Source organism: Massilia phyllosphaerae (genome assembly GCF_034659755.1).
GTDB classification, from domain to species: domain Bacteria; phylum Pseudomonadota; class Gammaproteobacteria; order Burkholderiales; family Burkholderiaceae_D; genus Telluria; species Telluria phyllosphaerae.
Map to the genome: position 1 here is coordinate 1,464,674 of NZ_JAXSQX010000001.1, position 18,311 is coordinate 1,482,984.

Genomic DNA, 18,311 nt, shown 5'->3' on the forward strand with positions numbered 1-18,311 from the left:
ACGAGAGACCATGAGCGAACAACACTGGATCGACCTGCGCAGCGACACCGTCACCCAACCCTCCGCCGCCATGCGCGCCGCCATGGCTGCGGCCCCGGTGGGCGACGACGTGTACGGCGACGATCCCACCGTCAACCGCCTGCAGGATTTCGCGGCCGACCTGTTCGGCTTCGAAGCCGGCATGTTCGCCCCCTCGGGCACGCAGACCAACCTGATCGCGCTGATGACCCACTGCGGCCGCGGCGACGAGTACCTGGTCGGCCAGGAAGCGCACACTTATAAATATGAAGGCGGCGGCGCCGCGGTGCTGGGCAGCATCCAGCCGCAGCCGATCGCCAACCAGGCGGACGGGTCGATCGCCGTCAGCGACATCGCCGCCTACATCAAGCCGGACGACATGCACTTCGCGCGTTCGCGCTTGCTGGCGCTGGAAAACACCATCGGCGGCCGCGTGCTGCCGCAGGATTACGTCAAGGCCGCGACCGACTTCGCGCATGCGAAAGGCCTGGCGACCCACCTCGACGGCGCCCGCGTCTGCAACGCCGCCGTCAAGAACGGCACCAGTCTGCGCGCCGCCGTCGCCGGCTTCGACACCGTGTCGGTGTGCCTGTCGAAAGGCCTGGGCGCGCCGGTCGGTTCGGTGCTGCTGGGACCGAAAGCCTTTATCGAGCAGGGCAAGCGCTGGCGCAAGATGCTGGGCGGCGGCATGCGCCAGGCCGGCGTGATCGCGGCCGCGGCGCACTACGCGCTGGAACACAACGTCGAGCGCCTGGCCGAGGATCATCAGAACGCACTCGACCTGTCGCAGGGCCTGGGCCGCATCGAAGGCCTCAGCGTGAGCACGCCGCAGACCAACATCTTCTACGTCGAGATCCCGGAAGCCGCCTGTGCCCAGCTGCGCGAAGCGCTGGCCGCGCAGGGCATCCGCGCCTCGATCGGACCGCACACGCGCCTGGTGACGCACCTGGACGTGTCGCAGGCCGACGTGCGCAAGGTCGTCGCGGCATTCGAAGCCTTTTTCAAGGAGTGGCGCGCCTGATGACCGAACTTGAAAACGTTGACGGCGACGGCGTCCGCCTGGCCAAGCGCGTCGCCGCGCAACTGGGCTGCTCGCGCGCCGAGGCCGAGCGCTACATCGCCGGCGGCTGGGTCAGCGTCGACGGCACGGCCGAGGAAGATCCGGCCACGCGCGTGACGCCGGAACAGCAGGTCGCGCTGCTGCCGGGTGCCACGGCCGAGGAACCGCTGCCGGTGACGATCCTGCTGCACAAGCCGGCCGGCGTCGGCACCACGGCGGCCCTGGCGGCGCTGGGTACGGAGTCGCAGTCCGGCAATGGCCGCTTCCTCAAGCGCCACCTGCACAAGCTGGCCCTGGCGACGCCGCTGGAAACCGCGGCCAGCGGGCTGGTCGTGTTCACCCAGGACTGGCGCGTGCAGCGCAAGCTGGTCGAGGATGGCGCGCGTATGGAGCACGAGTACGTGCTCGAAGTGGTGGACGAATACATCAGCGAAAACGCGCTCGCCGCCATGAACGCGGCCGGCACGCCGGCTGCGCCGATCAAGGTCAGCCGCCAGAGCGAAACGCGCCTGCGCATCGCGGGCAAGGGCATCCGCGCCGGGCGCATCGAAGTCATGTGCAAACAGGCCGGTCTCGCGTTCAAGTCGCTGCGGCGCCTGCGCGTCGGCCGCGTGGCGCTGTCCAGCCTGCCGGCCGGGCAGTGGCGCTACATGCAGGAATTCGAGCGCTTTTAAGAGGCTTCGGCCGTAGGCGGCGTCGGGCCCGGCGCCAGGGCGGATGCCGGCTTCGGCATCGACACCAGCCGCGTGCCCGCCAGCCGGTCATGCAGGAAGCGCCGTTCCTTGTCGAACAGCGCCGTCATGGCCCATGCCGCCACGCCGATCGCGAGCACGGCAGCCATCATCCTCTTGTCATGCAAGCCGAACGCGGCGCAGACCAGCAGCGCCGGCGCGAACCAGCCCCAGGCCAGCAGGTAGCGCAGCACGGCGGTGCGCAGCGGCACGCGCGCACCGTTGTCGGCCACCAGGCGCAGGCGCCAGGTCTTCATCGCCAGCGTGTGGCTGCTGCCGGTCCAGGCGTGGATGAAGTAGGCGCCGGTGACGAGGAACAGCCAGACCTTCAGGCCGTGGTCGAACAGCGGTCCGTGGCGGTTCTGCGTCGCCAGCATCCACACCACCACCGCCAGCGCTTCCACCGACAGCACCAGGAAAATCTCGTAGACCATGGCGATCATGCGGCGTCTGATGCTGGGTGGCGTATCCATGCGGCCTCTCAGGCGTTGTTCGGTGTGATGCCCCAGTTGGCGGGGGCCGGGTTGTCCTGCTGGGCCGGCGGTGCCGGTACCGGCGGGGTAGCGGTGGGCGGTGCCGACGGCGCGGCGGCGGGCGTGCCCGGCGCCGGCGCGCTGACGCAGGGCGGTGTCGCCGATACGCTGTTACGCACGGTGCCGGCCGGGCAGGCGCTGGCGCCCTGGCCGAGCGGCGCGACGACCTTGGGATTGGCTTGCGAAGGCACCACGACCGGGGCCTTGCGCGTGGCGGCCGAGGCGGCCAGCTTGCGCTTTTGCTCGTCGGGCAGCTGCAGGTAGCTTTCCCAGCTCGCGGCTTTCTGGTCGGGGGCGATCTTGCGCGTGCGCGAGTAGGTCTCGCGCGCCAGTTCGCGCTGCGCCGGGGTCAGCTTGACCCAGGCGCGCATGCGCTCGTGCACGCGCTGCCGTTCTTCCGGTTTCATGGCGCCGAAGCGGCTGGCCAGCTGCAGCCAAGCCTGTCGGCGCACGCCGTCCATCGCATCCCACTCGCCCTGTAGCGGCTGCAGCGCCTGCTGCTGGGCCGGGGTGAGGGTGCGCCAGGCCGGCTTGTCGCCGGTAGTGCGGCCCTGCGCGCCGGCCTTGCCGGCAAGTACCGGCGAGCCGGATGCGGCCGCGCCGGCGCCGGTGCCGTCCGACGCGCCATCGTGGCGATCGCGCTGGCAGCCGACGGCGAGCACCAACACAAGGGCTGCGCCTGCTGCGCCGAAGGCAGCGGCTTTACGCTTGTTTGCCGTCATCCTTTACTGGGCTCGCTGCGGTTGTTGCAGGTTCTGTTGCTGTTGTACCAGGTAGGCGTTGAAACCGTGGTCGGTATAGGCGGTCAGCGGCAGTTCGTCGGACAACACGGCGGCATCCAGCTCGGCCAGTTCGGCGCCACGCTGTTCCTGCTGGTACTGGTAGACGCCGACCAGGCCGGCCACCATGGCGACCAGCGGCGCGACCGTAGCGACGCGTGCCACCCAGGGCGTCGTGAACATCGTGGCCAGCCTGGAAACATCGAACAGCGGGCGGCGCTGCGCCTGCTGCTGTCGCTGCTGCGACGGCGCGTCCGCCTTCTTACGTGCCAGCGCGCGCGCGCGTGCGGCGGCCAGGCGGTCGGTGGTCGAGGCCGGCAGCTCGTCGAGGGTGTCGTTCAGGGCATGGCGGATCTTGTACGCCAGGTTGATGTCGTCGATGTTCATAATTTTATTCCCTTGGCCTCGAGAGCTTTCGCAAGGGTATGCGTAGCGCGAGAGCAGTGCGTTTTCACGCTGCCCTCGGAGCATCCCATCGCTTGGGCCGTTTCGGCCACGTCCATGTCCTGCCAGTAACGCATAAGGAAGGCTTCCCGTTGACGCGCCGGCAGCTTTTGTATCTCTTCTTCGATCAGGCGCAGGGTTTCGGCGCGTTCCACCTGGTCCGCGCTCGACGCGGCGGCCGCCGTTCCTTCCTCGGCTTCGTACGATTCGAGTATATCAAAGTCCTCGTCCTCGTCTTCCCGCCGACCGAGGCCGCCAAACAGGCTGATCCAGGTATTCCGGACCTTCTCGCGCCGGAAATAATCGAGGATGGTGGTTTGCAGAATGCGCTGGAACAGCATCGGCAATTCCGCCGCCGGCTTGTCGCCGTATTTCTCTGCCAGCTTGATCATGGCGTCCTGAACGATGTCGAGGGCTGCCTCGTCCTTGCGGACTGCGTACGCCGCCTGCTTGAAGGCGCGCCGCTCGACACTCTCGAGGAAGTCGTTGAGTTCTTTGTCAGTGGCCATGCGATGAAAGGTGGTGCACGGCGCGTTGCTGTGCTTTGCCTGTGCTTTACGGAAAACTTTCGAATGCTAGCAAAAATCGGGGCCGGCCGCACCGGAAACCGGCAGCCGCACCGCATGTTTGCGTGCAAAATTATCATGAACAGAGGAAATACGGCGCTAGAATAGTTGCAACGTCAACGGGGCGGAGATAAAAATGCTGCGGCTGCTTGGAAAAGACACGTCGATCAACGTGCGCAAGCTCTTGTGGACTTGCGCCGAACTCGGCATCGAATATCGGCGCGAAGACTGGGGCCTGCCGTTCCGTTCGCCCGCCGAGCCGGCATTCCTGGCACTGAATCCGAATGCCCTGGTGCCGGTCATTGTCGACAGCGACGGCACGGTGCTGTGGGAATCGAACACGATCTGCCGCTACCTCGCAGAGCGCTACGGCGACGGCAGCCTGCTGCCGCGCGAGGCGGTGGCGCGCGCCCGCGTCGAGCAGTGGATGGACTGGCAGGCCGGAGAACTCAACAATTCCTGGCGCTATACCTTCATGGCGCTGGTGCGCAAGAGTCCGGCGCACGCCGACGCCGCCCAGGTCGAGCACGGCATCGCGCAATGGAACCGCCACATGGGCATCCTCGAGCGCCAGCTGGACCAGACCGGGGCGTATGCCGCCGGCGCGGATTTTTCGCTGGCCGACATCGTGCTCGGCCTGTCGGCCAACCGCTGGCTGATGACGCCGATGGCGCGCCCGGAGACGCCGGCGCTGCAGGCCTGGCTCGAACGGCTGCGCCGGCGCCCGGGTTGCCTCGCCTTCGCACTGAACGGGACGCCCTGAAGCAGTGGCCCGGCCTGTTGCACCAAAAAAGGCATTTTCCCACTTTGGGCTTGACCGGAATGGTGCAACGCAGTAAGGTATGGAACGCTTTGCAACCCCGAAGCTTTTTGTCAAGCCAGGCCGGCACACAAGGCCGCTCTCGGCATGACGCGCTTTCACATGTAGGCAGTTTGCTCCAACCCGCGCCACAAGCGCGAGAGATACGCATGCCGCTTCAGTAACTCACGCCAAACGAGTTTGCGCCCAGCGCCGGTTCGCACGCTACCTACGGATAGCGGAAAAGCCGACGTGACCGCAGAAAGAAGGGAAGCATGAGCACTGTTGCGTGACATCCGTCTCTCGTCAGGAACGAGCATCCGATCAATCTCCCTCTGGGTCTTGAAAGGAAAGACGTATATGAGCAACGACGCAACAGCTCCCATCACGGGCGCCGAGATACTCGTGCGCTGCCTGGCCGAAGAAAACGTGAAACACGTGTTCGGCTATCCGGGCGGTGCCGTCCTGTATATCTACGACGCCATCTTCAAGCAGGACAAATTCCAGCATATCCTGGTGCGCCACGAACAGGCGGCCATCCATGCGGCCGATGCCTATTCGCGCAGCTCCAACGAAGTCGGCGTGGCGCTGGTCACCTCCGGCCCGGGCGTCACCAATGCCGTCACCGGCCTGTCGACCGCGTACATGGACTCCATCCCGATGGTCGTGATTTCCGGCCAGGTGCCGACCCACGCGATCGGCCAGGACGCCTTCCAGGAATGCGACACCGTCGGCATCACCCGTCCTGTGGTCAAGCACAACTTCCTGGTCAAGGACGTGCGCGACCTGGCAGCCACGGTCAAGAAAGCTTTCTATATTGCCCGTACCGGCCGTCCGGGCCCGGTGCTGGTCGACATCCCGAAGGATGTCAGCATGCAGAAGGCGATGTACGCGTATCCGAAGGAAATCGAGATGCGCTCGTACAAGCCGGTCGACAAAGGCCATGCCGGCCAGATCCGCAAGGCGGTGCAACTGCTGCTGCAGGCCGAACGCCCGATGATCTATACCGGCGGCGGCGTGATCCTGGCCAATGCATCGAACGAACTGAACCGGCTGGTCGACAAGCTCGGCTTCCCGGTCACGAACACCCTGATGGGCCTCGGCGCCTATCGCGCGTCCAGCGGCCACTTCGTCGGCATGCCGGGCATGCACGGCACCTATGAAGCGAACATGGCGATGCAGCACTGCGACGTCCTGATCGCGATCGGCGCGCGCTTCGACGACCGCGTGATCGGCAACCCGCGCCACTTCGCCACCAATCCGCGCAAGATCATCCACATCGACATCGACCCGTCGTCGATCTCGAAGCGGGTGAAGGTCGACATCCCGATCGTCGGCAACGTCAAGGACGTGCTGGTCGAGCTGCTGTCGCAGCTGGATGCGGCCGAAGCCACGCCGGGCGCTGGCAAGCCGAATGCCCCGGCGCTGCAGAAATGGTGGCAGCAGATCGGCGAATGGCGCGGCCGCGAGTGCCTGAAGTACCCGACTTCGGATGAAGTCATCAAGCCGCAATCGGTGGTCGAGACGCTGTGGCAGGTGACCGGCGGCGACGCCTTCGTCACCTCCGACGTCGGCCAGCATCAGATGTGGGCGGCCCAGTACTACCCGTTCAACAAGCCGCGCCGCTGGATCAATTCGGGCGGCCTGGGCACGATGGGCGTGGGCCTGCCGTACGCGATGGGCGTGCAGATGGCGAACCCGGGCGCGACGGTGGCCTGCGTCACCGGCGAGGGCTCGATCCAGATGAACATCCAGGAACTGGCGACCTGCAAGCAGTACCACCTGACGCCGAAGATCATCCTCCTGAACAACCGCTTCCTGGGCATGGTGCGCCAGTGGCAGGAACTCGACTACAACTCGCGCTACTCCGAGTCGTACATGGATTCGCTGCCCGATTTCGAAAAGCTGGCCGAGGCTTACGGCCACGTCGGCATGCGCATCGAAAAGCCGGGCGACGTCGAAGGCGCGATGCGCGATGCCTTCGCCATGAAGGACCGCCTGGTGTTCATGAACTTCATCACCGACCGCAGCGAGAACGTCTGGCCGATGGTCAAGACGGGCAAGGGCCTGTCGGAGATGCTGCTGAGCGCGGAGGACCTGTAATGCGCCACATTATTTCCGTCCTGCTCGAAAACGAAGCGGGCGCCCTGTCGCGCGTGGTCGGCCTGTTCTCCGCACGCGGCTACAACATCGAAACCCTGACCGTGGCCCCGACCGAAGACGCGACGCTGTCGCGCATGACGATCGTGACCACCGGTTCGGACGACATCATCGAGCAGATCACCAAGCACCTGAACCGCCTGATCGAGGTGGTGAAGGTGGTCGACCTGACCGAAGGCCAGCACATCGAGCGCGAGCTCATGCTGATCAAGGTGAGGGCGGTCGGCAAGGAGCGCGAAGAAATGAAGCGCACCGCCGACATCTTCCGCGGCCGCATCATCGACGTGACCGAGAAGACCTACACGATCGAGCTGACCGGGGCGAAATCCAAGCTGGATGCCTTCATCGATGCCATCGACCGCGCTTCGATCCTCGAGACCGTCCGTACCGGCGGTTCGGGCATCGGCCGCGGCGAACGCATCCTGAAAGTCTGACCAATATATACCGTAGGGTGGACGCGGACAGCTAGTCGGCTCTGCCGTCCACGCGTTTGGCCATCGCCTGAACGCGTGGACAGGAAACCTGTCCACCCTACCCGAAACGTACATACCACCAAAAAATTAATTACAGGATCAAAAATGAAAGTTTTCTACGACAAAGACTGCGACCTCTCCCTCATCAAAGGCAAGAACGTCGCCATCATCGGCTACGGCTCGCAAGGCCACGCCCACGCCCAGAACCTGACTGAGTCCGGCGTCAACGTGACCGTCGGCCTGCGCCGCGGCGGCGCATCCTGGAACAAGGTCGAGCAGGCCGGCATCCAGGTCGCCGAAGTGGACGAGGCGGTTAAGGCTGCCGACGTCGTCATGATCCTGCTGCCGGACGAAAACATCGCCGAGGTCTACAAGCAAAACGTCGAGCCGAACATCAAGCAGGGCGCGGTGCTGGCCTTCGCCCACGGCTTTAACGTCCATTACGGCCAGGTCGTGCCGCGCGCCGACCTCGACGTCATCATGATCGCGCCGAAGGCGCCGGGCCACACCGTGCGCGGTACCTACCGCCAGGGTGGCGGCGTGCCGCACCTGATCGCGGTCTACCAGGACAAGTCGGGCGCCGCGCGCGACATCGCGCTGTCCTACGCCATGGCCAACGGCGGCGGCCGCGCCGGCATCATCGAGACCAACTTCCGTGAAGAGACCGAGACCGACCTGTTCGGCGAACAGGCCGTGCTGTGCGGCGGTACCGTCGAACTGATCAAGGCCGGTTTCGAGACCCTGGTCGAAGCCGGCTACGCGCCGGAGATGGCTTACTTCGAGTGCCTGCACGAGCTGAAGCTGATCGTCGACCTGATCTACGAAGGCGGCATCGCCAACATGAACTACTCGATCTCGAACAACGCGGAATACGGCGAATACGTCACTGGCCCGCGCGTCGTGACCGAAGATACCAAGAACGCGATGCGCCAGTGCCTGAAGGACATCCAGACCGGCGAATACGCCAAGTCCTTCATCCTGGAAAACAAGGCCGGCGCCCCGACCCTGATCTCGCGCCGCCGCCTGACCGCCGAGCACCAGATCGAAGAAGTGGGCAGCAAGCTGCGCGCGATGATGCCGTGGATTGCCAAGAACAAGCTGGTCGATCAGTCGAAGAACTAAGTTCGATCAAGTCAGATCGTTAGCGCTTGATCCGTCGCCCCTGCCTTCGCAGGGGCGACGTGCATGGGCCAGCAATCCACGCATGGGTTAACAATCATCCATTTGTACCCATTTGCAACTTTTCATTACATAAGCTCGTCCATAAGAAGAAAACCGTTATCGTTCTCCTGTCGACATCAACACAGGAGCACAAGCATGGCCCCATCCCGCCTCATCCTCGCCGCCGTCCTCGGCCTCGCCCTCAACGCCCAGGCGCAAACCGGCGCCGCCACCGCACCCGCCTTCAGCACCAGCGGCACCCTGGTGGTCGTCCCCGCCTTCGGCGAAGTCAAGCGCGCCAACGACGAAGCCACCGTCACCTTCAGCGTCGAGGAACAGGACAAGGACCGCGCCGCCGCCACCGCGCGCGTCAACCAGAAAATGAAACAGGGCACCGACATCCTGCGCCGCCAGGACCCGCAGGCCGAGCTGAAGACCGTCAACTACTATAGCTACCCGGTGTACCCGGAAGTACCGGACAATCCGGCGCGTCCGCTCGCCAATCCCGAGGCGCGCCGCATTCCGATCGGCTGGCGCGTGGGGCAGAACCTCGAAATGAAGACGCGCAACCTGGCGCAGCTGCCGAAGGCCGCCGCCGCCGCGCAGAAGCTGCTGGGCATCAACGGCATCGATTACCACCTGAGCCCCGAACTGGAAAAGCAGCTGGACGACGAGCGGATCGCCGCCACCTACCGCAACCTGAACCAGCGCATCGCCTCGATCGCACGCGCCATGGGGCGCAGCGTGAACGACGCCGTGATCGATACCGTCGATTTCGAGGGCAGCGGCAATTACGCGGGTGAACGTGGAGTCCAGGCGCCGGCACCGATGATGATGCGGGCCAAGAGCGCCGACGCCGGCGATGTGCCCGAACCCAGCTTCGAACCCGGCGAAACCACCCTGCAGATGCGCCTGGTAGGTAAAGTAAAGTTCCGCTAACACTGTCAATTAGCTAACTGCGCACCGGCACCACTATAATGGAGCCATCCGCGCCCGGTGCGCAGCTACCAAGAACAATCATGGCTCCTCTCCCACGACGCAGAAAATCCGGCGCCGTCAAGGCATCCTTCGCCCGCTTCAAGGCCCGCCGGGCCGGCGCGCCGATCGACGGTCCGCGCGGCCGGCCGCGCCGCGGCATCTACCTGCTGCCCAACGCCTTCACCACCGCGGCCCTGTTCGGCGGTTTCTACGCCATCGTGATGGCGATGAACCAGCGCTTCGACCACGCCTGCTGGGCCGTGTTCATCGCCATGGTGCTCGACAGCCTGGACGGGCGCGTGGCGCGCCTGACGAATACCCAGTCCGAGTTCGGCGCCCAGTACGATTCGCTGTCCGACATGGTCTCGTTCGGCGCCGCGCCGGCCCTCGTCATCTACGAATGGTCGCTGCGCGGCCTGGGCAAGCTGGGCTGGATCGCCGCCTTCGTCTACTGCGCCGGCGCCGCGCTGCGCCTGGCGCGCTTCAACACGAATATCGAAGTCGTCGACAAGCGCTTCTTCCAGGGCTTGCCCAGCCCGGCGGCGGCAGCGCTGGTGGTCGGTTTCGTGATGATGATGACCGACCCCGACATCAACATCAGCCCGCGCCAGGCCGACTGGATCTCGTGGGCCATCGCGCTGTTCGCCGGCCTGACCATGGTCACCAACGTGCCGTTCTACAGCTTCAAGGACGTCAATTTCCGCAAGTCGGTGCCCTTCATCGTGGTGTTCCTGATCGCGCTGGCGCTGGCGCTGCTGGCGATCGACCCGCCCAAGGTCCTGTGGCCGCTGTTCGTGCTGTATGGCCTGTCGGGCTATGCGGTGTACTTCTGGCGTTTGGCCAAGGGCAAGCCGGTGAGCATCGTGCAGACCGACGAGTACCCGGTCGATCCGAGCGAACGGCGCTGAAGCATGTGCCGGGTGGCGCCTTCACGCGGGCGCCGCCAGCATGGCCTCGACCGCGGCCGATCCGCGGTCGACGATGTCCAGGAAGGCCGCCGCCGCCGCGTTCTCGTCCTGGCCCGCCTGGTAGATCCGGTGTGCCTCCACAAAGGCGACGCTCCACGCCGCCATGATCATTGCCGCGGCCAGTTTCGGCAGCGGATCCGATCCATCCCGATGCAAGGCCTTCGCCAGCCCGCCAGCCAGGGTCTGTGCGAGTTCGTCGCGCATTTCCCGGGCCCTGGCCTGCAGCGCGCTGCTGTCCCGTATGGTTTCCATGAAACGCAGGCTGCCTTCGAAGAAGCGGATATACGGGCGCCCCTCCGCCACCGCCCGGTGCGCGAAGCGGCGCAGCGTTTCGGGCAGCGTCACGGCAGCGTCACGGTGTGCCAGGGCGGCCAGCAAATCCTCGCGTCCCAGCGCGTCGAGGTCGAAGAACATGTCTTCCTTGCGCGCGAAGTGATTGAACACGGTCTTGCGTGCCACGTCTGCGGATGCCGCGATGTCGTCGATGCTCACGCGATCGAAGCCTCTTTCCATGAACAAGCGGGTCGCCACGTCGGAAATGTTCTGCCTGGTTGCAAGGCGCTTGCGCGTTCTCCTGTCGTCCGGTAATGCCATCCTGCTTCCTTGGATTGAATATACACCCAGTATACTTTTATATCAGGTGTATATATAGTGGTGACTCGATCCACACGATAGGGCAGTTGTTATGACAGAGCAAGCAAGCATTTCCCCAGCGTCGTCGCTGGGGCCACGCGTACTGATCGCTGGCGCCAGCTTTGCCGGTCTTGCCAGCGCATTTTGGATGCGCCGGCTCGGCTACACCGTCACCGTGGTGGAAACCGCACCCGGCTTGAAGCGCGGCGGTACGCCGGTGGACATACGCGAGGGCACCGTCGACGTCATGAAACGCATGGGCTTGTTCGAACAAGTCCGCGCCCGGCGCTTGCCGTTACGGCCGCTGTCGTTCAAGGATGCTTCCGGCGCCACCATCGCAGGCATGGCAGCCCAGGTCGAGGACACGCGCGAGCCCGACGCCGATTGCGAGATCGACCGCGACGTCCTGCTCGACATCTTGTTCGAACGAGTGCGGAACGAGGTCGAATTCCGGTTCGGCGACAGCATCGCCGGCCTGCGGCAGACGGAGGAGGCGGTGGAGGTCGGCTTTCGCAGCGGCTTGCGGTGCAGCTATGCCTTCGTGATCGGCTGCGACGGCAACCACTCGGCCTTGAGGCGCCTGTGTTTCGGACCGGAAGCCGACTATGCCTTTTTCATGCAGCATTATTTTGCGCTCGCGGTGGTCGACAAGCTGCTCCTCGACCCGCAAACCACCCACATCATCAACCTGCCGGGCGTGGCGGTGATGCTGAACGCCTATGACGACAAGACGGACGTCGTGCTTGCCTTCTTTGCCGAGCGCGAAATCCCCTACGATTACCGCGACGTCGCGCGGCAGCGACAGATCACCACTGCGCACTTTCCCGATATCGGTCCGGGCACGCCGGCCTTGCTAGAGGCGCTGACCGGCTCGCCCAACTTCTACTTCGACCGGTTTTGCCAGATCAGGATGCCGGCCTGGCATCGGGGCCGGGTCGTGCTGGTGGGCGACGCGGCGTATTGCGCGTCGCCGGCGGCGGGCATGGGCGGATCGTTGGCACTGGTTGGGGCCAGCGCACTGGCCGAGGCGTTCACCATGTATCCCGATGACCTTCAACAGGCCTTCCGCGAGTACGACCGCCGCTTGCGCCCCTTTGTCGAACAGGTGCAGGCCAATGCCATCGACGAGGGCTTGCCGATGTTCGTGCCGCGTACGGAGGATGCGATCCTGGCGCGCAATGCCCATGTCGCCCAGCTTGCGGCACCCGCGTAAGCGCCCGGCTCAATCCCGCAGCGTCCGCCATTGCTGCTTGCTCGCCGGCGTCTCGTGCGCCGGGCAACTGGTGATCATCTGCTTGCCGTGCTTTTCCATCATGTCGATGCTGGTGCTGCCCGGCGGGCGTTCGGTGATGCAGTAGGTGCCGCCGCCGGTGATGATGCGTGTGCGGCGCTCGCCGGTGCCGGTATTCGGCACCAGCTCCTCGATCTTCGGCGCTTCCCACAGCCGCGGCGCGGCCAGGTCGTGCGCCGCCTCCATCTTGTCGCGCATGCGGATCTGCGGGCTGTCCAATGGCGCCGCGATATACGGATTGTTTTCCTTGCGCAGCGCGCGGTCGATCTTGCCGATGTCGCGCTTGGCGCGTTTCAGGATCTCCGCCGTGCTGGGCGTGGCCGTGGCGGGCTCGGATGGCGCGGCCTGGGGTGCGTTGGCCTGGGTGTCGGTGGCTGATGCCGCCGGGGCCGCCGGCACCACGGTAATCGGCGGCACCGCCGGAACAGCCGCCGCCGGCGCGGCCGCGCGCTGCATCACCGGAGCAGTGGCAGGGGCGGGGGCTTGCGCCGGCTTCAGCAACTGCACCGGCTTGGGCGGCGGCGCCACCGGCGCCTTCAGGGACGGCAGCCGGATCCACTGGATACGGGTGCGCTTCGGCTCCGGTCCGCTCTCCACCGGCAGCGTGTGGCGGCTCATCTGCCAGCCCAGCAACAACGCTGCATGGACCAGCACGGTCAAGGCCAGGCCGGCGTAGTGCCGTTCGCGCGGGTGGGGATGATATGCAGTCAACATGCGGACGAGTATAGCGAGCACCTGCAACCCATTTCTCACACATTCTTGCGCCTAAGTTTCGTCTAAGGGCAGGGGCTCGGCTGGCGTGCGCGGCCCGCGCCGGGTGGCCCTCTATACTGGGGCATGATCTTTATCGGCAGCAATCAATGACCCGAAGACTTTTCCTGACCTGCGCCGCCGCCGTCCTGGCAGCCGCCTCCCTGGCCGCCTGCTCGCCGCTGGGCGTGGTGAACGCGATCTCGCCCGACGGCGACAGCAGCGCCAGCACGGCGATCCGCTACGGCAGCGACCCGCGCAACATGCTCGACATCTACCGCCCGCAAGCCGGCAGCGGCGCGGCGCCGGTCATCGTTTTCTTTTACGGCGGCAACTGGGTCAGCGGCAAGCGCAGCGATTACGCCTTTGTCGGGCGGGCGCTGGCGGCGCGCGGCTTCGTGGTGGTGGTGCCGGATTACCGCCTGTATCCGCAGGTGCGCTATCCGGACTTCCTGGTCGATGCCGCCGCGGCCGTCGCCTGGACCGAACGCCATGCCGGCGCCTACGGCGGCGATCCGTCGAAGGTATTCGTGATGGGCCACAGTGCCGGCGCCTACAACGCGGCAATGGTGGCGCTGGACCCACGCTGGCTCGGGCAGCAGGGTATCAAGCCGGACTCGCTGCGCGGTTGGATCGGCCTGGCCGGCCCCTACGACTTCCTGCCGATCCAGAACCGGACCACGCGCCCGGTCTTCGATTACCCGAACACCCGCCCCGAGTCGCAGCCGCTGAGCCACGCCGGACCCAAGGCGCCGCCCACGCTGCTAATCGCCGCCAACAGCGACGACCTGGTCGACCCGGCGCGCAATACCGGCGCACTGGCGGACCGGCTGCGCACGGCCGGGGTGCCGGTGCGCGAGCTGCATTACGGCGGGGTGAACCACTACACGCTGGTGGCCTCGCTGTCGCCCACGCTGCGGCGGCTGGCGCCGACGCTGGATGCGGTGCAGGCCTTCGTCGACGACACGCTCGGTGGCGACCTCAGTGGCAACATGCGTGGCGGCGGCGTCAGCGGAAGCGGAAGCGATCGTCGTACATCGGGTCCGGCCCGTTGATCATCTGCTGGACGATGCCCTGCTGGTCGAAGTGGACGTGCATCATCGAGTTCCACACGCCCGATTCCTTGTAGCGGTAAGACCAGACTTCGTAGTCGTGAAAGGCGACGCGCGAGGTTTCGGCCGGGTGGCCGAAGGTGCGCAGGATGTCGTCCTTGTTCCAGCGTCCGATTTTGACGGTGGCAAATTTCTCGCTCGTCAGCACCTGTTCGTAAGCCACCAGCCGGCCGTCCGCGCCGATGGTGGCCATGTGCTGGAACTGGCCCATCGGCTGGCCGGCGTATTCGAGCACCTGGCCGCCGTCCGCTAGCGGGTAGGCGGCGCGCGGCGTGCCGAGCCTGGCCTGTACCTCCGCCAGCGGCGCACCGGCGGGCGGCGGCTGGCGCAGCAGCTGGGCGCAGCCGCCCAGGGCCAACGGCAGGGCCAGGGACAAGGACAGGGCGGCCAGCACGGGAGCGGTGCGCCGGACGGCGGCGCGCAGCATGGGGTCCAGCAAATAGGTCATCGTTGCCATCCTTTGTGCGCGCCGGCCGGGGCGCTGTTTACATGCCCTTGAAGCGCTCGTCGAGCACCGGGTCCGGCGTGTTTTGCAGCCGCACCACGACGCCGCGCGCATTGAAGTAGACGTTCATCATCGAGTTCCACAGCCCGTCTTCCTTGTAGCGGTAGGACCAGACTTCGCGGTCGTCGAGGCGTACGCGTCCGGTTTCGGCAGGGCGGCCGAAGTGGCGCAGGATGTCCTCGCGGTTCCAGCGGTTGACTTGCACGGTGGCGAAATTCTCGCTGGTGAGCACCTGGGCGTAGGAGATCAGGCGGCCGTCGGCGCCGATGCGCGCCATGTGCTGGAACTGGCCCATCGGCTGGCCGCGGTATTCCAGCCACTGTCCGCCGTCCGGGTCGGGATAGGTGGCGGCCGGCTTGCCGAGGCGGGCAGTGACGTCGGCCGCCGGGATGCCGGCCGGCAGCTTGGTCTGCAGGCTGCCGCAGGCGCCCAGGCCGAGGGAAAGTGCCAGCAGTGCGGCCAGCGTTCTGATCTTCATTGGTGTGCTCATCCTTAAATTCGTCATGCATGCCATCCTGGCATCGCCATCCCATGCATTGTAACGAAAGCCAGGAAAGACTGGCTTCGCCTGCCGTTTTCACCTATACTCTCCGGTCTTGACCTCCGGGTCGGGGTTTCTTAATAATTCACGGTGCGCTGGGTTCCGACTCTTGCACCGCATGTGAAAGGTAATATCATGTCCGTAGAACACATCAACAAAGCAGCGATCATCGCCGACAACGCACGTGGCGACAAAGACACCGGTTCGCCGGAAGTGCAAGTTGCACTGCTGACCGCACGCATCAACGAACTGAACGGTCACTTCAAAGAGCACAAGAAGGACCACCACTCGCGCCGCGGCCTGATCATGATGGTCAACCGTCGTAAGAGCCTGCTGGCTTACCTGAAGAACAAAGATCTGAACCGTTACCGCGACCTGATCGCCAAGCTCGGCCTGCGTAAGTAATTCTTTACGCATTGAGCTTTCAGCCGAACGCTTAAATCGAAAATGCCTGCGTCAGTTCGACTGCCGCGGGCATTTTTTATTTCTGGATAGTCGGGGTCAGAGCCCGGTTTTCACGGGTGGGCTCTGACCCCGACTGACCAGGAAGTTTAATTGGAGTAAGGCCGTTCACGAACGGCCCGTGGTGAGGTGAACGACAGCGCCTGAAAATCTGTCGGCAAAATGAAAGGGCTATCCCATGTTTAACAAAGTTACGAAAACCTTCCAGTACGGCGAGCACACCGTCACCCTGGAAACCGGCGAAATCGCCCGTCAAGCCAGCGGCGCCGTCGTGGTGTCGGTGGAAGACACCGTCGTCCTCGCGACCGTCGTCGCCAAGAAGGATGCCAAGCCGGGCCAGGATTTCTTCCCGCTGACCGTCGATTACATCGAGAAGAGCTACGCCGCCGGCAAGATCCCGGGTGGCTTCTTCAAGCGCGAAGGCCGTCCGTCGGAAAAGGAAACGCTGACCTCGCGCCTGATCGACCGTCCGATCCGCCCGCTGTTCCCGGAAGGCTACCTGAACGAAGTCCAGGTCATCATCCACGTACTGTCGGTCAACCCTGAAATCGATCCGGACATCCCTGCGATGATCGGCGCCTCGGCCGCCCTGTGCGTCGCCGGCATCCCGTTCAGCGGCCCGATTGGCGCCGCCCGCGTCGGTTACGCCAACGGCCAGTACATCCTGAACCCGAGCACCACCCAGCTGAAGACCTCGCAGATGGACCTGGTCGTCGCCGGTACCGAACACGCCGTGCTGATGGTCGAATCCGAAGCCCAGCAGCTGTCCGAAGAAATCATGCTGGGCGCGGTCGTCTACGGCCACGAGCAGATGAAGGCCGTGATCGACGCGATCCACGCGCTGGTCGAAGAAGGCGGCAAGCCGGAAGTCGAATGGAGCCCGGCACCGAAGAACGAAACCCTGATCGCGCAAGTTGCCCAACTGGCCGAAGCCAAGGTGCGCGATGCCTACCAGACCCGCGAAAAGTCGGCGCGCCAGCAAAAGCTGAAGTCGCTGTCGGGCGAAGTCCTGGCCGGCCTGCAAGAGCAGGGCATCGAAGCGGATAGCGCCGAAGTCGGCAACATCCTGTTCGACATGGAAGCCAAGGTCGTGCGTTCGCAGATCCTGGAAGGCGAGCCGCGTATCGACGGCCGCGACACCCGCACCGTGCGTCCGATCTCGATCCGCACCAGCGTCCTGCCGCGCACCCACGGTTCGGCCCTGTTCACCCGCGGCGAAACCCAAGCGCTGGTGATCGCCACCCTGGGCACCGGCCGCGACAGCCAGAAGATCGACGCGCTGATGGGCGAGTACACCGACGACTTCATGATGCACTACAACATGCCTCCGTTCGCCACCGGCGAAACCGGCCGGGTGGGCACCCCGAAGCGCCGCGAAATCGGTCACGGCCGCCTGGCCAAGCGCGCGCTGGTCGCCGCCCTGCCGTCGCCGGAAGAGTTCAGCTACTCGGTGCGCCTGGTGTCGGAAATCACCGAATCGAACGGTTCCTCGTCGATGGCATCGGTCTGCGGCGGCTGCCTGGCACTGATGGACGCCGGCGTCCCGATGAAGGCCCACGTGGCCGGCATCGCCATGGGCCTGATCAAGGAAGGCGGCAAGTTCGCCGTCCTGACCGACATCCTGGGCGATGAAGACCACCTGGGCGACATGGACTTCAAGGTAGCGGGTACCGCCAACGGCATCACCGCGCTGCAGATGGACATCAAGATCCAGGGCATCACCAAGGAAATCATGCAGGTGGCACTGGCGCAAGCCAAGGAAGGCCGCCAGCACATCCTGGCCGAGATGCAGAAGGCCATGCCGACCGTGAATTCGCAGCTGTCGGACTTCGCACCGCGCCTGATCACCATCAAGATCAACCCGGAAAAGATCCGTGACGTCATTGGCAAGGGCGGCGCCGTCATCCGCGCGCTGACCGAAGAGACCGGCACCCAGATCGACATCACCGACGAAGGCATCGTGACCATCGCCTCGGTCGACGCCGCCGCCGGCCAGGAAGCCAAGCGCCGCATCGAAGAGCTGACCGCCTCGGTCGAAGTGGGCAAGACCTACGACGGCACCGTGCTCAAGCTGCTGGACTTCGGCGCCATCGTGCAAGTGATGCCGGGCAAAGATGGCCTGCTGCACATCTCGCAGATCGCCAACGAGCGTGTGAACGCCGTCGCCGACTACCTGAAGGAAGGCCAGCAAGTGCGCGTGAAGGTCCTCGAGACCGACGAGCGCGGCCGCCTGAAGCTGTCGATGAAGGCTGCTGCTGTGGATGATGCCGCTGCCGCTGCGCAGTAATCTTCCCGCGGCTTGTTAGCCGGATAAAAACCGCCAGTGCGTGAGCCTGGCGGTTTTTTT

At 65.1% G+C, this 18,311-nt stretch carries 20 protein-coding genes; 12 read left to right on the top strand and 8 right to left on the bottom strand.

Translation table 11 applies throughout. The features are described 5' to 3' along the window. Nucleotides 1–10 precede the first annotated feature (10 nt). The gene (gene ltaE / locus U1H99_RS06550) at nt 11–1,039 is read left to right on the top strand and encodes a low-specificity L-threonine aldolase (RefSeq protein WP_323140912.1); all 1,029 of its coding nucleotides are present in this window, start codon (nt 11–13) and stop codon (nt 1,037–1,039) included. After that, a complete protein-coding gene (locus U1H99_RS06555; RefSeq protein ID WP_323140913.1) occupies nt 1,039–1,752 on the top strand; it encodes an RNA pseudouridine synthase in 714 nt (237 codons plus the stop codon). The genes ltaE and U1H99_RS06555 overlap by 1 nt, the downstream gene beginning before the upstream one ends. Here the strand turns inward: U1H99_RS06555 and U1H99_RS06560 are convergent. From U1H99_RS06560 to U1H99_RS06575, 4 genes are read right to left on the bottom strand one after another with little or no spacing between them, the layout of a single operon-like run. Further along, nucleotides 1,749–2,282 carry an RDD family protein gene (locus U1H99_RS06560; protein ID WP_323140914.1) on the bottom strand — a complete coding sequence of 178 codons (534 nt, stop codon included), beginning with the start codon at nt 2,280–2,282 and terminating at the stop codon, nt 1,749–1,751. The two genes, U1H99_RS06555 and U1H99_RS06560, sit on opposite strands and share 4 nt — an antisense overlap. An 8-nt stretch (nt 2,283–2,290) precedes the next feature. After that, nucleotides 2,291–3,010 carry a DUF3106 domain-containing protein gene (locus U1H99_RS06565; RefSeq protein WP_323140915.1) on the bottom strand — a complete coding sequence of 240 codons (720 nt, stop codon included), beginning with the start codon at nt 3,008–3,010 and terminating at the stop codon, nt 2,291–2,293. A 57-nt stretch (nt 3,011–3,067) separates the two neighbouring features. After that, the gene (locus U1H99_RS06570) at nt 3,068–3,508 is read right to left on the bottom strand and encodes a DUF3619 family protein (RefSeq protein ID WP_323140916.1); all 441 of its coding nucleotides are present in this window, start codon (nt 3,506–3,508) and stop codon (nt 3,068–3,070) included. After that, nucleotides 3,505–4,074, bottom strand: a complete 570-nt coding sequence (locus tag U1H99_RS06575; RefSeq protein ID WP_141833408.1) for an RNA polymerase sigma factor — start codon at nt 4,072–4,074, stop codon at nt 3,505–3,507. Before U1H99_RS06575 ends, U1H99_RS06570 begins: the two co-directional genes overlap by 4 nt. Nucleotides 4,075–4,267: 193 nt before the next feature. On the opposite strand from U1H99_RS06575, the gene U1H99_RS06580 reads away from it, so the two are divergent. The 6 genes from U1H99_RS06580 to pssA all read left to right on the top strand — a co-directional run bounded on the left by U1H99_RS06580 (nt 4,268) and on the right by pssA (nt 10,610). Next, nucleotides 4,268–4,894: a glutathione S-transferase family protein gene (locus U1H99_RS06580; protein ID WP_323140917.1), complete on the top strand. Its 627-nt coding sequence runs from the start codon at nt 4,268–4,270 to the stop codon at nt 4,892–4,894. A 396-nt stretch (nt 4,895–5,290) separates the two neighbouring features. Next, nucleotides 5,291–7,033: an acetolactate synthase 3 catalytic subunit gene (locus U1H99_RS06585; RefSeq protein WP_323140918.1), complete on the top strand. Its 1,743-nt coding sequence runs from the start codon at nt 5,291–5,293 to the stop codon at nt 7,031–7,033. Beyond that, nucleotides 7,033–7,524, top strand: coding sequence for an acetolactate synthase small subunit (gene ilvN / locus U1H99_RS06590; RefSeq protein WP_028104341.1), 492 nt, complete (start codon nt 7,033–7,035; stop codon nt 7,522–7,524). The genes U1H99_RS06585 and ilvN overlap by 1 nt, the downstream gene beginning before the upstream one ends. Nucleotides 7,525–7,599: 75 nt before the next feature. Beyond that, the gene (gene ilvC, locus U1H99_RS06595; protein WP_323140919.1) at nt 7,600–8,685 is read left to right on the top strand and encodes a ketol-acid reductoisomerase; all 1,086 of its coding nucleotides are present in this window, start codon (nt 7,600–7,602) and stop codon (nt 8,683–8,685) included. Nucleotides 8,686–8,880: 195 nt separating this feature from the next. Beyond that, a complete protein-coding gene (locus tag U1H99_RS06600; RefSeq protein ID WP_323140920.1) occupies nt 8,881–9,663 on the top strand; it encodes an SIMPL domain-containing protein in 783 nt (260 codons plus the stop codon). An 80-nt stretch (nt 9,664–9,743) separates the two neighbouring features. Then, nucleotides 9,744–10,610 carry a CDP-diacylglycerol--serine O-phosphatidyltransferase gene (gene pssA / locus U1H99_RS06605; protein WP_141833418.1) on the top strand — a complete coding sequence of 289 codons (867 nt, stop codon included), beginning with the start codon at nt 9,744–9,746 and terminating at the stop codon, nt 10,608–10,610. Between the two features lie 21 nt (nt 10,611–10,631). Here the strand turns inward: pssA and U1H99_RS06610 are convergent, their stop codons facing one another. After that, nucleotides 10,632–11,264 (bottom strand): TetR/AcrR family transcriptional regulator, encoded by a 633-nt coding sequence (locus U1H99_RS06610; protein WP_323140921.1) that lies wholly within the window; start codon nt 11,262–11,264, stop codon nt 10,632–10,634. Between the two features lie 91 nt (nt 11,265–11,355). On the opposite strand from U1H99_RS06610, the gene U1H99_RS06615 reads away from it, so the two are divergent. Continuing rightward, entirely contained in the window at nt 11,356–12,516 is a 1,161-nt protein-coding gene (locus U1H99_RS06615) for an FAD-dependent monooxygenase (RefSeq protein WP_323140922.1), read from the top strand. Nucleotides 12,517–12,525: 9 nt separating this feature from the next. Here U1H99_RS06615 and U1H99_RS06620 read toward each other — a convergent pair whose 3' ends face one another. Further along, nucleotides 12,526–13,308, bottom strand: coding sequence for a hypothetical protein (locus U1H99_RS06620; RefSeq protein WP_323140923.1), 783 nt, complete (start codon nt 13,306–13,308; stop codon nt 12,526–12,528). A 146-nt stretch (nt 13,309–13,454) separates the two neighbouring features. Between U1H99_RS06620 and U1H99_RS06625 the strand changes: the two genes are divergently transcribed. Further along, a complete protein-coding gene (locus tag U1H99_RS06625) occupies nt 13,455–14,399 on the top strand; it encodes an alpha/beta hydrolase (RefSeq protein ID WP_323140924.1) in 945 nt (314 codons plus the stop codon). Here U1H99_RS06625 and U1H99_RS06630 read toward each other — a convergent pair. Together U1H99_RS06630 and U1H99_RS06635 are read right to left on the bottom strand one after the other, a co-directional pair. After that, nucleotides 14,353–14,904, bottom strand: a complete 552-nt coding sequence (locus U1H99_RS06630; protein ID WP_323140925.1) for a hypothetical protein — start codon at nt 14,902–14,904, stop codon at nt 14,353–14,355. The two genes, U1H99_RS06625 and U1H99_RS06630, sit on opposite strands and share 47 nt — an antisense overlap. 37 nt (nt 14,905–14,941) lie before the next feature. Next, entirely contained in the window at nt 14,942–15,439 is a 498-nt protein-coding gene (locus U1H99_RS06635; RefSeq protein ID WP_323140926.1) for a hypothetical protein, read from the bottom strand. Between the two features lie 198 nt (nt 15,440–15,637). On the opposite strand from U1H99_RS06635, the gene rpsO reads away from it, so the two are divergent. Then, on the top strand, nt 15,638–15,907 hold the full coding sequence (gene rpsO, locus U1H99_RS06640; RefSeq protein WP_047826294.1) for a 30S ribosomal protein S15: 270 nt from the start codon (nt 15,638–15,640) through the stop codon (nt 15,905–15,907). A gap of 235 nt (nt 15,908–16,142) precedes the next feature. Then, nucleotides 16,143–18,251, top strand: coding sequence for a polyribonucleotide nucleotidyltransferase (gene pnp, locus U1H99_RS06645; protein WP_323140927.1), 2,109 nt, complete (start codon nt 16,143–16,145; stop codon nt 18,249–18,251). Nucleotides 18,252–18,311 lie beyond the last annotated feature (60 nt).